Source organism: Diaphorobacter sp. HDW4B, from assembly GCF_011305535.1.
In the GTDB taxonomy this organism is placed as follows: Bacteria; Pseudomonadota; Gammaproteobacteria; order Burkholderiales; family Burkholderiaceae_C; genus Diaphorobacter_A.
The window spans coordinates 5101696-5116227 of the sequence record NZ_CP049905.1; the positions used below are offsets into that span (position 1 = coordinate 5101696).

Genomic DNA, 14532 nt, shown 5'->3' on the forward strand with positions numbered 1-14532 from the left:
GCAAGCCACGGATGGATCAACATGGACTGGGACAATCTGCGCTACTTCCTCGAACTCGCCCGCGCAGGCACCCTGCTTGCGGCGGCTCGGCGCACGGGCGTGGAGCACACGACGGTCGCGCGGCGGATTCAGGCGCTCGAAAAACAGATGGGCGTGCCGCTGTTCGCGCGCGAAGCCTCGGGTCATCGGCTGACCGAAGCAGGGCGGCAATTGCTGCCCGCCGTCGAAGCCATGGAAACCGCCGTGATGGGCGTGGAAAGCTCGGCCGAGGCGCACAGTGGCGCGTCCGGGCTGACCGGTCTGGTGCGCGTGGGCGTGACGGAAGGCTTCGGCACCTCGATTCTGGCGGCGCATCTGGCGCGTTTCACGTTGGAGCATCCGGGCTTGTCCATCGACCTGCTGGCCTTGCCGCGACTGCTGCATCTGTCGCGGCGCGAGGCCGACATCGTCATCTCGCTGGAGCGCCCGACGCGCGGCTCCGTCATCGTCACCAAACTGGCCGACTACACGCTGTGCCTCTACGGTCAACGCGAGTACCTGGCCCGCAGACCGCTGGTCACCCAGCGCGAGGATCTGCGCCACCATGCTTTCGTGAACTATGTGGATGACCTGCTGTTCACCAAGGAGCTGCAGTTCATCGACCAGCTCCACGCGCCCGAGCGGTTTGCGTTCCGCAGCACCAGCATCACCGCGCAGTACGAGGCGGTGCGCATCGGCGCAGGGCTTGGCGTGCTGCCTGCGTTTCTGGCCGACCGTGACCCGGTGCTGAGCCGCGTTCTGCCGCAGGAGGCGATGTTTACCCGCACCTTTTGGATGAGCATGCCGCAGGAGGCCAAGCAGCTCGCGCGCATTCAGGCGGTGTGGACGCTGCTCAAGGAGGTCGCGCAGCAGGAAAGGGCGCTGCTGCAGCCGGATGTCCAAGGCAGGCGTTGATCCAGCGCTGAAACTCCGAGGCTCGCAAGCATCTTGCAAGCTTGAGGAATAAAATAACGGAAGTTTTTGATTTCTCTCTTCATAGAGCAACGTTTTCAAGAAACCTCGCGGATTGCCGCAGCATCATTGGCTGGCAATTCGTGCGCTCTCACATCCTCCCGCGATCCGTGATTTGTTTTCATGTCCGAGCTGGTTTGTGATTCGGACACGGCCTGCCTGCCTACAGGCGGCCTTGGCCTTTGCGCTGTTTCTTTCCTTTCACGGAGTTCCGCCCATGACCCAGTCGGCCAAGCCCGCCAGTCAGCACGCGCAGCAGGGTCAAGAAGACCTGCAGCGCAACCTGACCAACCGCCACATTCAACTGATCGCCATCGGCGGTGCCATCGGCACGGGTCTGTTCATGGGCTCGGGCAAAACCATCAGCCTGGCCGGTCCCTCCATCGTCTTCGTGTACGCGATCATCGGCATCATGCTGTTCTTCGTGATGCGCGCGATGGGCGAGCTGCTGCTGTCCAACCTGAAATACCGCTCGTTCATCGACTTCTCGGCCGATCTGCTCGGCCCCTGGGCGGGCTTCTTCACCGGCTGGACCTACTGGTTCTGCTGGATCATCACCGGCATCGCCGACGTGATCGCCATCTCGGCCTACGCGCAGTTCTGGTTTCCGGACATTCCGCAATGGGCACCGGCCATTCTCTGCGTCGGTCTGCTGTTGTCGCTGAACCTGCTCACCGTGAAGCTGTTCGGCGAGATCGAATTCTGGTTCGCGATGATCAAGATCGTCGCCATCGCCACGCTGGTCGGTACCGGCATCTACATGGTCACGACGGGCTTCAGCTCACCCGCAGGCCGCGTCGCCAGCCTGTCGAACCTGTGGAACGACGGTGGTATGTTCCCGCATGGCGCGATGGGCTTCTTCGCGGGTTTCCAGATCGCCGTGTTCGCCTTCGTCGGCATTGAGCTGGTCGGCACGACGGCCGCCGAAGCCAAGGACCCCGAAAAGACGCTGCCACGCGCGATCAACTCGATCCCCGTGCGCATCATCATCTTCTACGTCTGCGCGCTGATCGCCATCATGGCCGTCACCCCGTGGCGCGACGTGGTGCCCAGCAAGAGCCCGTTCGTCGAACTCTTCGTTCTGGCCGGTCTGCCCGCAGCCGCAGGCATCATCAACTTCGTGGTGCTGACGTCTGCTGCATCGTCGGCCAACAGCGGCGTGTTCTCGACCAGCCGCATGCTGTTCGGCCTGGCATTGAAGGGCGACGCTCCGCGCTCGTTCGGCGTGCTCTCCAAGGCCAGCGTGCCTTCGCGCGGCCTGCTGTTCTCGTGCATCTGCCTGCTGGGCGGGGCATTCATGATGTGGGTGATCCCCGATCTGGTCGAAGCCTTCACGCTGGTGACCACCATCTCGGCGATTCTGTTCATGTTCGTCTGGTCGCTGATCCTGCTGTCCTACATCCAGTACCGCCGCACCCGCGCAGAACTGCACGCAGCCTCCAAATACCGCATGCCCGGCGGCGTGGTGATGTGTGGTCTGTGCCTGGCGTTCTTCGCCTTCATTCTTGTGCTGCTGACCTTCGAGGCCGACACCCGCTCGGCTCTGATCGCCACCCCGATCTGGTTCGCGATTCTGGGTGCTGCCTATGCGTGGCTGCGCGGCAAGCGCGCTTCGCAAGCGTTGATGACGCCTGCCGAAATCGAGCACGTCGAGCAGTCGCAGCAGGCTTGATGCGTTGAGACCCAACAGGAAGCCCAATCGTGGGCTTCCGTGCTATCTGGCGAAAATTTCCTGCAGCCTCAACAATACTTCATCGAGTGTCTTGCTTGGCAGGCTGCCAGCCTTTCGGACCAATCGGGCCTGATCGACGGACCGGAGCTGATCGAGCACGATCAAGCCTTTTTTCCCATCGTGGGTGACCGGAACACGAAACGGGGCGGCAAATCCCAGGGACGTCATCGGCGCGACGATCACCGTGCGCAAGTGATCATGCAAGTCGGCTGGCGAAACAATCACGCAGGGGCGGGTTTTCTGAATTTCGCTCCCAATGGTGGGATCAAGGTTGATCACCCAGATCTCGCCGCGCTTCACCATGTGTTCTCCGCGTCGTCCGCGTTCGGGAATTCGCCCATGAGCAACTTGTCTTCGTCCTGCGCGGCGATGGCCTTGGCGGCCTCGGCCCATCCGGCACGCGATGGCTTCGAGGGCTTGCGCAGAACGATTGCACCATCTTCCAACAGCACGTCCGCCACGGCTTCGCCTTCCAGACCGGCCTGAGCCAGCAACGATTTCGGCAGCACGATGCCTTTGCTGTTGCCGATGTTCCGGATCGCAATTTCCATTTTTCGACCTCCTTCAAGGGACTAGCCATGTTAGTGGCGGAGAGTGGATGGATTTGCAAAAAATTATAACTATGTTGTAACTTTCGAGCGATTTCCAGGCGTGCTCTCGATGCTGTGCTTGTGGCCACCCAATGGCGTAGCCAAGCAATACGCTTTTAGACAATCCAAAGCGCAGGCCTGGCTGCGGTGGCAAACTCGAAGACTTCGCGCCTCTGATCGATTACTGCTGCACATGACATCCACGCCCGCCACCGAGCTTTCTCCGTACAAGAACAAACTCCTGTGGCTGGTGTCGCTCGGGTTCTTCATGCAGACGCTCGACGGCACCATCGTCAACACGGCGTTGCCTGCGATGGCCGAGGAGCTGGGCGAGAGTCCGCTGCAGATGCATTCGGTCATCGTGGCGTATTCGCTCGCGATGGCGGTGCTGATTCCTGCCTCGGGTTGGCTGGCTGACAAGTTCGGCACGCGGCGCGTGTTCATGGCGGCGATTGCGCTGTTCGTGCTCGGCTCGGTGCTGTGCGCGTTGTCTCCCAATCTTCAATTGCTGGTCGCCTCGCGCGTGGTGCAGGGGCTGGGCGGCGCGCTGCTGCTGCCGGTCGGGCGACTGGCCGTGCTGCGGGCTTTTCCGCGCGAGCAGTTCATCCGTGCGATCAGCTTTGTGGCGATTCCGGGGCTGGTCGGTCCGCTGATTGGCCCGACGCTCGGCGGCTGGATGGTGGAGTTCGCCTCCTGGCACTGGATTTTCTGGGTGAACGTACCGGTCGGTCTGATCGGGCTGGTGGCGGCGAGCAAATACATGCCGGTTGGCGAAAAGATGCCGCCGCGCGTTTTTGACTTGCTCGGCTATCTGATGCTGGCTGCGGGCATGGCGCTGGTTTCGCTGGCCGTCGAAGGCATGGCCAGCGGTGGGGGCGTGCGGGGAGCTTCGGCGCTTATCATGCTGGTGTTCGGGCTGGCGTGCCTGTGCGGCTACTGGCTGCACGCGCTGCGCAAGCCCGAGCCGTTGTTTGCGCCCGAACTCTTCACCGTTCGCACCTTGCGTGTGGGCCTGCTGGGCAATCTGTTCTCGCGTCTGGGCAGCTCGGCCATGCCGTTCATGATGCCGCTGGTGCTGCAGGTGAGTCTCGGTTTCTCGCCCATGCACGCGGGCATGATGATGCTGCCCACCGTCATCGGCAGCATGGCCATGAAGCGCTTCGTGACCAAGGTGATCTACCACTATGGCTATCGTCAGGTGCTGGTGACCAACACCTGGGTGCTGGCGCTGCTGATCGCGAGTTTCGCCTTCATCTCGCCGAACATGCCGACGCCGGTGCTGATCGTTCAACTGCTGATCTTCGGCGCGATCAACTCGCTGCAGTTCTCGGCCATGAACACCGTGACGCTCAAGGACCTGCTGCCGAACTTCGCCAGCAGCGGCAACAGCCTGCTGTCGATGGTGCAGATGCTCTCCATGGGCATGGGCGTGGCGATTGCCGGAGCGGTGCTGGCCGGTTTTCAGGCGCATTGGGGAAGCGCCACGGCGAACGACACGCTGTGGGCTTTCCGTGCTTCCTTCATCGTGATGGGCCTGCTGACGCTGGCGGCCACCGTGCTGTTCATGCAGTTGCCCGAGAAGGAGCTGACTGCCGGTCAGGCATCGGGCCCCGAATCGCACAACTGACGATTTTTCGAAAACCTCAGCTGGCGATCAGGTGCTCGCTGGAGTTCTCGCCGAGGAAGCCGCCGCTCTGGTGCGCCCAGAGCTTGGCGTAGATGCCTGCCTTTTCCAGCAGTTCCTGGTGCGTGCCTTGCTCGACGATCTGGCCCTTGTCCATGACGACGAGGCGGTCCATCGCCGCGATGGTGGACAGGCGGTGGGCAATCGCGATCACGGTCTTGCCATGCATGAGTCCGTCCAGACTCTGCTGGATCGCGGCTTCCACCTCGCTGTCCAAGGCGCTGGTGGCCTCGTCGAGCAGCAGAATCGGCGCATCCTTGAGCATCACGCGCGCAATCGCCACGCGCTGGCGCTGGCCGCCCGAGAGCTTCACGCCGCGCTCGCCGACCTGAGCGTCGTAGCCGCTGCGGCCCTTCAGGTCGGTGAGGTTGTCGATGAATTCCGAGGCCTCGGCCTTGAGCGAGGCGGCGCGCATTTGCTCTTCGGTCGCGTCGGGGCGGCCATAGAGAATGTTGTCGCGCATCGAACGGTGCAGCAGCGAGGTGTCCTGTGTGACCATCCCGATCGCGCCGCGCAGGCTGTCCTGCGTGACTTCGCGCAGGTCCTGTCCATCGATGGTGATGCGGCCACCTTGTACGTCGTGAAAGCGCAGAAGCAGGTTCACCAGCGTGGACTTGCCCGCGCCCGAGCGGCCGATCAGGCCGATGCGCTCGCCGGGGCGAATGTTCAGATCGAGATGGTCGATGACGCGCTTGCCGCCGTCCTTGTAGCCGAAGCTCACGTTCTCGAAATGGATGCGGCCTTGCTCGACCACCAGCGGCTTGGCGGTTGGCGCATCCACGATGGTGCGCGGCTTGGTCAGCGTGACGATGCCGTCCTGGATCGTGCCGATGTTCTCGAACAGGCCGGTCATCTGCCACATCACCCAGTGCGAATAGCCCGATATGCGCAGCGCCATGGCGATCACAGCCGCGACCACGCCGGTGCCGACTTCGCCGTGCGTCCACAGCCAGAGCGCAAAGCCCGAGCTGGAGAGAATCAGCAGCGTGATCATGGCGTGGTTGGTCAACTCGAACTGGCTGACGAGGCGCATCTGGTCGTAGCCGGTCTTCTTGAACGAGTCCATGGCGTTGCGCGCGTACTCTGCCTCGCGGCGGGTGTGGGCGAACAGTTTGACCGTGGCGATGTTGGTATAGGCGTCGGTCACGCGGCCCGTCATCAGCGAGCGGGCATCGGCCTGCTCCTTGCCGATCTTGCCCAGGCGCGGAACAAAGTAGAAGCAGGCAGCGGTGTAGCAGGCCAGCCAGATGCCGAACGGCACCATCATGCGCCAGTTGAAGCTTGCCGCCAGCAGCAGGATGCTGACGAAATACACGCCCACGCCAACCAGCACATCGACGACGATGAACACCACTTCGCGCACCGACAGCGCGGTCTGCATGATCTTGGTGGTGATGCGGCCTGCGAATTCGTCCGCGTAGAACGACATGCTCTGGCCCAGCATCAGCTTGTGAAAGACCCAGCGCATGCGCATCGGGAAGTTGATAGCCAGTACCTGATGCATCACCAAGGTGTGCAGGCCGAGCAGAACAATGCTCATCAACAGGATCACGGCGATGCCGGTGAGGCTGCCTTCGTGCACCTGCCAGAGATTGGCCGCGGGCGTGCTCGACAGCCAGTCGACAACGCGGCTCATCACCGCAAACAGAAAGGCTTCGTAGACCGACAACAGGGCCGAAGTCAGCGTCAACAACCCGATCCAGCCACGCATGCCCTGCGTGCAGGCCCACAGAAAGGCGAAAAAGCCCTTGGGCGGCAGCGCGGGATCGTTGGGCGGGTAGGGCGGAACACGCCTCTCAAAAAAATCGAACAACACTCGTATGTAACTCCTGCTGCGATGGTACGGGTGGGGCACCCAATTGTCCGACTACCGCCGAGAGACCGTAACATTTCAAGGGCCTGTCAGTCATTTAGTGACATGATTCAGGTTTATCCTTTCCACTTCTTCTTGAATCCGTGGTCTGTCACATTGATGTCGGTCATGCGTGGATTGATTGTTTGTTGCATTTATGCAAACGGCGTGAATGGATCACAAGCCTTGAATACTTGGCTTTTGATGAACAAAGGTCAATGAATCCGCGTTGGAGGTGCGGCGACAGAATCCAGCAAGTTTCACAGTCAAGCATGCTGAATACTGGTGATTGGGCAGTCGCAAGGCTTCCACGTTGCCAAGGCCTTCGGGTTCTGAAATATCCGCTGAACCTGTAACGTCTATATGTAAGAAAATGCAGATTGCATAACTATTGGTTGCAATTCGTGCATAGCTGGAAACATAATCGTTTTCAACGTTTCCAGCTCCCTCCATCCACTCTTCAGGTTCACCTGACTCCTTGATGTCCGAGCTCCCTTCGTCGCGCTTTCCGCTCAGGTTCTGGGTACCAGGCCTGACGGTTGCCATTCTGGGCTCGCTGGGCAGCTTTGCGCTTTGGCGGCATCAGCAAAATTCGGCGACGGACGTGGCGCAGATGCGCTTCGAGCAAGAGGCGAGTGCCTATACGCAGACGGTGCAGCGCAGGTTCCAGTCGTACATGGATATCCTGAGCGGCCTGCAGGGCGTGCTCAAGCTCAATCCGCAGTTGCAGCGACGCGACTTCGAGAAGCTCGCGAGCAATATGGAACTGAGCCGCCGCCATCCGGGCGCGCTCGGGGTGTCGTTCACCCGCCATGTGGCGGGGGCCGACCGCGAGGAATTCCTCAAGCGCACACGCGGTGAACCGTCCCTTTCCGGGCATTCGACCCGGAATTTCGATTTCAAACCCGCAGATTTCTGGCCCGAATACTTCGTGATCGAGTATCTGTGGCCGCACAAGGGCAACGAGGGCATCGAGGGCCTTGAGATGCACGCGCAGCCCCTGAACATGCAGGCGGTGGTGCGGGCGCGCGACACCAAGAACATAGCGATCTCCGCGCCGTTTTCGCTGATCCAGAAGGCCGACACCGCGAGCACGGGCGTGGTCATGCGCATGCCGGTGTTTGCGGCTCTGGATGCGCTGAACAAGGACGGTGATTTCATCGGCACGGTGGATGTGGCCGTGAGCATGAGCGACCTTGTCGACAACGTCAAAACAGAAGGGCACTGGGAGCATCTGGCGCTGAACATGAACGACCTGGGTGAGCTTGATGCGGACGGCTTGCTGGTGCCGCTCAAAGTGCCAGCGCCGATCTACCAATCCGCGCCAGCCGTGGGGGCCGATGGTCTGCGCATTCAGAAAGATGTGCATTTCGGCGGTCGCCTGTGGCGGCTGAGCTTCGAGCACACGACGCCGCTGCTCTCACCGCTGGAGCGCAATCTGCCCGCGCTGATGGCAGGGGCGGGCATGCTGCTTACCGCGCTGCTGACGGCGCTGGTGATTCTGCTCAGTCTGCGCCGTCAGCAGGCGCTCAGCCATGCGGATGACGTCAATGCCGCTCTGCTGGCCAGCGAGGAGCGCTTTCGCACGCTGTTCGGTCAGGCGGCCGTGGGCATCATCCAGGTGGCGTGCGACACCTTCAAGATCGAACGCGCCAACCAGACGTTTGCCAACATGCTGGGTTACACGGTCGAAGAGATCGAGGGCAAGGGCTTTCAGAACCTGACCCACCCCGATGACGCCGAGGTGGGCGGGGATCGCCTGCGGCGCATGATCGTCGGCGAACTGGCGTCGGTGCGTATGGAAAAGCGCTATCTGCGCAAGGACGGAAAGCCCGTCTGGGTCGATGTGACGGTCACGCCGGTGTCGCATCGCAAAGGGCGTCCGATGCACAACGTCTCGGTGGTTCTGGACATCACCGAGCGCAAGCAGATGGAAGAGGCGCTGCGCACCAGCGAAGAGCGGCTGCGCGGGATTCTGGACCGTCTGCCGATCGGCATCGGCATGGTGCGGGATGGCAGTTTCGATTTCAGCAATGAACGCTTTTCCCAGATCTGCGGTTACGACACGCATGAAATCTGCCGTCTCGACGCCTGGTGGGATGCCATGGTGCGTGATCCGCAGGAGCGGGAACTGTACCAGACGCGCTGGGACGAAGCCTGCCGCGAGGCGCGCGAGGGCAATGGCTACATCCGTGCCATGGAATGCGTCATCACGCACAAGGGCGGACATGCGCGCTCATTGGAGATGGCAGGCGTGATTCTGGGCGGTGATGACGAAGGCTATCTGATCACGCTGGTGGACGTGAGCCAGCGCAAGGCCGTGGAAGAGCGCGCGCGTTATTTGGCCTACTACGACCCGCTCACGCAACTGCCCAATCGCCGTCTGCTGCTCGACCGCCTGCAGCAAGCACTGGCGATGAGCGCCCGCCATCAGAGCTATGGCGCGGTGCTGATGCTCGATCTGGACAACTTCAAGAGCCTCAACGAAACCCAGGGCCACGACATGGGCGACCGGCTGCTGGGCATCGTCGCGCAGCGCCTGCGCAGTTGCGTGCACGCGGACGACACGGTGGCCCGCCATGGCGGTGACGAGTTCGTGGTCGTGCTGCGCTCGCTCGGCGAGAGCGAACAGGCGGCTGCGGCCGGAGCGGAAGAGGTCGCGCAGAAGATTCTGAATGTGATGCGCGAGCCGTTCGAACTGAGCAACGAGCACCATCACACCACGCTGTCCATAGGCATCACGCTGTTCCATGGGCAGCGCGAGTCGGCCGATGAACTGCTCAAGCGCGGTGACCTTGCCATGTATCGCGCCAAGGCCGAGGGGCGCAATGCCTTGCGCTTCTTCGATCCGGAAATGCAGGCCGTCGTGGAAGCGCGTGTGGCGCTCGAAGCCGACATGCGTACCGGCATCGCGCAGGGGCAGTTCGAGTTTGCCTATCAGCCGCAGATGCTGCACGGCAGGATCGTCGGTGCCGAGGCGCTGCTGCGCTGGCAGCATCCGCAAAAGGGCGCGATTTCGCCCGCACAGTTCATTCCGTTGGCCGAGGACAGCGGGTTGATCCTGCGCCTGGGTGAATGGGGCCTGAAGGCGGCGTGCGAGCGACTGGCGCGTTGGGCCAACGATCCTGTGCTCAGCGAACTGACCCTGTCGGTCAACGTGAGCGCGCGCCAGTTCCACCAGGCCGGTTTTGTGCCACAGGTGCTCGCGGCGCTCGCCAGCACGGGTGCGGATGCGCGTCACCTGCGCCTCGAATTGACCGAAAGCCTGCTGCTCGAAGACATCGACGACACGGTCAAGAAGATGTCGCATCTGAAGAGCTACGGCGTGGGCTTCTCGCTCGATGACTTCGGCACCGGCTATTCGTCGCTGTCGTACTTGAAGCGCCTGCCGCTCGACGAGCTCAAGATCGACCAGGGCTTTGTGCGTGACGTGTTGACCGATCCGAACGACGCAGCGATTGCCAAGACCATCGTCGCGCTCGGCACCAGCCTTGGCCTGCAGGTCACCGCCGAGGGTGTGGAAACCGAGGCGCAGCGCCAGTTCCTCGAACGCAACCATTGCTACGGCTGGCAGGGCTATCTGCTGAGCCCGCCGCTGCCGATCCGCGAATACGAGGCGCTGGTGCAGTCGCTGGCGCATGCCAAGGCGTCATCCGCAGCGGTTTGAGTGTTTTGGGGGCGCTTCAAGCGATTAGTATCGGGCGCATGACCACGCTTGGCTTGTATCTATTGACCGCAATTGCGGAAATCGTCGGTTGTTATCTCCCGTGGCTGTGGCTGCGCAAGGGCGGCTCCATCTGGCTGCTCGTTCCGGCGGCGGCCAGTCTGGTGCTGTTTTCCTGGCTGCTGACCCTGCATCCCGATGCGTCCGGCCGGGTCTATGCGGCCTATGGCGGTGTCTACGTGTGCGTGGCGCTGGCCTGGCTCTGGGCCGTCGATGGTGTGAAACCGGGCTTCTGGGATGTGGTCGGAGGCGCTGTAACGCTCGCTGGCATGGCCATCATCGCCTTTGCGCCACGCTCCACCTGAGAGGCTTGCCAGGAAACGTTTTTTGTCAAATTTGGTAGCACCTGTGCAGGGCAGACTCGAATGAGGCGCTTGCACGGTATGATTCCCTCCTGAATATTCATTGCGCCCTGATCAACACCGCCTGACTCGTGCGTCTCAACTCCATCAAACTCGCCGGCTTCAAGTCGTTTGCCGAACCCACCAACTTCCTGCTTCCCGGCCAGCTTGTGGGCGTGGTCGGGCCGAATGGTTGCGGCAAATCCAACATCATGGACGCCGTGCGCTGGGTGCTTGGGGAGTCCAAGGCGAGCGAGTTGCGCGGCGAGTCGATGCAGGATGTGATCTTCAACGGAACGACTCACCGCAAGCCGGCCAGCCGTTCCAGCGTGGAACTGATCTTCGACAACGCCGACCACCGTGCGGGCGGGCAGTGGAACCAGTTCACTGAAATCGCCGTCAAGCGCGTGCTCACGCGCGACGGCACCAGCAGCTACTTCATCAACAACCAGCCGGTGCGTCGCCGTGACGTGCAGGACGTGTTCCTGGGCACCGGCCTCGGGCCGCGCGCCTACGCCATCATCGGGCAGGGCACGATCAGCCGGATCATCGAGTCGCGGCCTGAAGAGCTGCGTCTGTTCCTCGAAGAAGCTGCGGGCGTGTCCAAATACAAGGAGCGCCGCCGCGAGACGGAAAACCGCCTCTCGGACACGCGCGAGAACCTGACCCGTGTCGAAGACATTCTTCGCGAGCTGAACGCCAACCTCGAAAAGCTCGAAAAGCAGGCCGAGGTGGCCGCCAAGTACAACGCGCTGCAGTCCGATGTGACGCTCAAGCAGCACCAGCTTTGGTTCCTCAAGCGCGCCGATTCTGAGGCTGATCAGGCCAAGGTGCGCGCCGAGGGCCTGCAGGCGGTCAACGACCTCGAAGCCCGCATGGCCGATCTGCGCGCCGTGGAAGCCGATCTGGAAACCATTCGTCAGGCGCACTATGCGGCGGGCGATCAGGTCAATCAGGCACAGGGCCGTTTGTATGAAGCCACGGCCGAGGTCGGCAAGCTGGAAGCCGAGATCCGCTACGTGGTCGAAGGCCGCCAGCGCGTGGAAAGCCGATTGACGCAACTGGCTGAGCAGATCGCCCAGTGGAGCGGGCGCAAGGAAGAGGCCGAGATCGAGCTTGAAACGCTGTCCGGCGCAGGCATGGACGCCGAGGAAAAGGCCGAACTGCTGGCCGCGCAGGTCGAAGAGCAGGCCATGCTGATGCCCGATCTGGAAGACGCGCTGCGCCAAAGCCAGCAGCGCACCAGCGAGCAGCGCGGCTCGGTCGTGCAGATTCAGCAGCAGATTCAGGTGCTGGCCGCCGAGCAGCGCGGTTTTGGCGAGCAAAGCCGCCAGCTCGAATCGCGTCAGGAGCGTCTGCGCACCGATCGCAATGCACTGGCTGCGCCTGATGAAGCACGGTTGACCAATCTGCGCTCGCAGTTGGACGAAGCGACCGAACTCGCCGAGATCAGCGAAGCACAGCATATGGAGCTGCAGGAATCCGTTCCGCAGCTCGACGAAGACCGCCGCGCGCGCCAGCAGACGGTGAACACCGAAAGCGGACGTCAGGCCGATCTGTCGGCGCGCCTCGAAGCGCTCAAGGCGCTGCAGGAAAAGGTCAAGACTGATGGCAAGCTGCAACCGTGGCTCGCCAAGCATGGCCTCGAAGGCATGCAAGGGCTGTGGAGCAAGATCCACGTCGAGCCGGGCTGGGAAAGCGCCCTCGAAGCCGCCTTGCGCGAGCGCATGAACGCGCTGGAAGTAGGGCGTCTGGACATGGTGCGCGGCTTTCTCGGCCACGGCGGCAACGATGCACCGCCCGCGCGTCTGGCGTTCTACAGCAAACCGCAGGCGGGTGCCGCAGCGGCTGGCAATGGTCAGGCGCGTCTGTCCGATCTGCTGCGAGTGAATGACGCCGGTCTGAACGCCGTGCTGGTCGATTGGCTGACGGGTTGCTACACCGCCACGTCGCTCGACGAGGCGCTCAACCGTCGCTCGCAATTGAAGGGCGGCGAAACCATCTACGTGGCGACCGGTCATGCGGTCACGGCCAACAGCGTGAGCTTTTATGCGCAGGACTCCGAGCAGTCCGGCATGCTGGCCCGCGCGCAGGAAATCGAACATCTCGAAAAGGAACTGCGTGCCCAGGTCCTGATCAGCGAAGAGTCCCGTACCGCCCTGATCCGCGCCGAAGCCGCCTATGCCGATGCGTCGCAGCGCCTGGTCACGGCACGTCGTGAAGCTTCGGAAGCCCAAAGCCGCGCGCATGAGTTGCAGGTGGAGACGCTGCGCCTCACGCAGATGGCCGAGCAGACCCGTGCGCGCAGCGAGCAGATCGGTGCCGATCTGGCTGAAGTCGAAACGCAGTTGAACGATCTGCAGGAGCGCAAGGTGACCGCCGAAGCGCGTTTTGAAGAGCTCGACATGCAACTGGCCGACAGCCAGGAGCGCCACGCCCAATTGGACGAGCGCGTGATCGATGCCGAACGCAAGTTGAACGAATGTCGCGAGCAGCAGCGCAGCTTGGAGCGTCAGGCGCAGGAGGCCGTGTTCTCCCAGCGCAGCATGGACGCGCGCAAGGCCGAGCTGTCGCGCACCATCGAGACGGCGGCCAATCAGGCCAAGTCGCTGGCCGACGAGGAAGTGCGCGCCAGAGACGAAATGGGCCGTTTGTCGGCAGCCGCTGCGCAAGGCGGTCTGCAGACGGCGCTGGATGAAAAGATCGAACGCGAGAAGTCGCTGGCCGCTCAGCGCAGCCAGTACGACGACCTGACCGCCAAGCTGCGCGCCAGCGACGAGCGCCGCATGCAGCTCGAACGCGCCATGGACCCGCTGCGCTCGCGCATCACCGAATTCCAGCTCAAGGAACAGGCCGCGCGTCTGGGGCTGGAGCAGTACACCACGCTGCTGGAAGAGGCCGAAGCCGATCTGGCCGCGATCCAGCAGTCGATTGCCGAGGGCAATGTGCGCATCGGCGGGCTGCAGGGCGAAATCGACCGCCTGCACCGCAACATCGCCGATCTGGGCGCGGTCAATCTGGCGGCGCTCGACGAGTTGAATCTGGCGCGCGAGCGCAAGACCTTCCTCGATGCGCAGACCGAGGATTTGACGCAGGCGATGAACACGCTCGAAGACGCGATCCGCAAGATCGACGCTGAAACGCGCACCTTGCTCATGGGCACCTTCGATGTCGTCAACGGTCATTTCGGCCGCATGTTCCCCGAGCTGTTCGGTGGCGGGCAGGCCAAGCTGGTGATGACGGGCGACGAAATCCTCGATGCCGGCGTGCAGGTGATCGCCCAGCCGCCGGGCAAGAAGAACCAGACGATTCACCTGCTCTCGGGCGGAGAAAAGGCGCTGACCGCGATTGCGCTGGTGTTCGCGATTTTCCAGTTGAACCCCGCGCCGTTCTGTCTGCTGGACGAGGTGGACGCGCCGCTGGACGACGCCAACACCGAACGCTATGCCAAGCTGGTGGCCAGCATGTCGAAGGGAACGCAGTTCCTCTTCATCAGTCACAACAAGATTGCCATGGAAATGGCCGAGCAGCTGATCGGCGTGACCATGCAGGAACAAGGTGTGTCGCGCATCGTGGCGGTGGACATGGAGTCCGCCCTGACGATGGCGGAGGTCTGACC

Annotated in this window: 10 protein-coding genes; 6 read left to right on the plus strand and 4 right to left on the minus strand. The window is 62.4% G+C overall.

Going from position 1 to position 14532, the window contains the following annotated elements; all coding sequences use genetic code 11:
* Positions 1-21 precede the first annotated feature (21 nt).
* Positions 22-933, plus strand: coding sequence for a LysR family transcriptional regulator (locus G7048_RS23310; RefSeq protein WP_166070417.1), 912 nt, complete (start codon positions 22-24; stop codon positions 931-933).
* A gap of 274 nt (positions 934-1207) precedes the next feature.
* The gene (cycA, locus tag G7048_RS23315) at positions 1208-2662 is read left to right on the plus strand and encodes a D-serine/D-alanine/glycine transporter (RefSeq protein ID WP_166070418.1); all 1455 of its coding nucleotides are present in this window, start codon (positions 1208-1210) and stop codon (positions 2660-2662) included.
* 42 nt (positions 2663-2704) lie between these two features.
* Here the strand turns inward: cycA and G7048_RS23320 are convergent, their stop codons facing one another.
* Together G7048_RS23320 and G7048_RS23325 are read right to left on the minus strand one after the other, a co-directional pair.
* Positions 2705-3025, minus strand: coding sequence for a type II toxin-antitoxin system PemK/MazF family toxin (locus tag G7048_RS23320; RefSeq protein ID WP_166070419.1), 321 nt, complete (start codon positions 3023-3025; stop codon positions 2705-2707).
* Positions 3019-3273, minus strand: a complete 255-nt coding sequence (locus G7048_RS23325; protein WP_166070420.1) for an AbrB/MazE/SpoVT family DNA-binding domain-containing protein — start codon at positions 3271-3273, stop codon at positions 3019-3021. The genes G7048_RS23320 and G7048_RS23325 overlap by 7 nt, the downstream gene beginning before the upstream one ends.
* A 232-nt stretch (positions 3274-3505) precedes the next feature.
* On the opposite strand from G7048_RS23325, the gene mdtD reads away from it, so the two are divergent.
* Positions 3506-4939 (plus strand): multidrug transporter subunit MdtD, encoded by a 1434-nt coding sequence (mdtD, locus tag G7048_RS23330; RefSeq protein ID WP_166070421.1) that lies wholly within the window; start codon positions 3506-3508, stop codon positions 4937-4939.
* Positions 4940-4955: 16 nt separating this feature from the next.
* Here mdtD and G7048_RS23335 read toward each other — a convergent pair whose 3' ends face one another.
* Positions 4956-6809 carry an ABC transporter ATP-binding protein gene (locus G7048_RS23335; protein WP_166070422.1) on the minus strand — a complete coding sequence of 618 codons (1854 nt, stop codon included), beginning with the start codon at positions 6807-6809 and terminating at the stop codon, positions 4956-4958.
* Between the two features lie 216 nt (positions 6810-7025).
* Positions 7026-7301, minus strand: a complete 276-nt coding sequence (locus tag G7048_RS23340; RefSeq protein ID WP_166070423.1) for a hypothetical protein — start codon at positions 7299-7301, stop codon at positions 7026-7028.
* A 28-nt stretch (positions 7302-7329) separates the two neighbouring features.
* Between G7048_RS23340 and G7048_RS23345 the strand changes: the two genes are divergently transcribed.
* The 3 genes from G7048_RS23345 (at position 7330) to smc (ending at position 14530) form a co-directional block, all read left to right on the plus strand.
* Positions 7330-10515, plus strand: coding sequence for an EAL domain-containing protein (locus tag G7048_RS23345; protein WP_166070424.1), 3186 nt, complete (start codon positions 7330-7332; stop codon positions 10513-10515).
* A gap of 38 nt (positions 10516-10553) precedes the next feature.
* Positions 10554-10877, plus strand: coding sequence for a YnfA family protein (locus tag G7048_RS23350; RefSeq protein WP_166070425.1), 324 nt, complete (start codon positions 10554-10556; stop codon positions 10875-10877).
* Between the two features lie 128 nt (positions 10878-11005).
* On the plus strand, positions 11006-14530 hold the full coding sequence (gene smc / locus G7048_RS23355; protein ID WP_166070426.1) for a chromosome segregation protein SMC: 3525 nt from the start codon (positions 11006-11008) through the stop codon (positions 14528-14530).
* Positions 14531-14532: the final 2 nt, after the last annotated feature.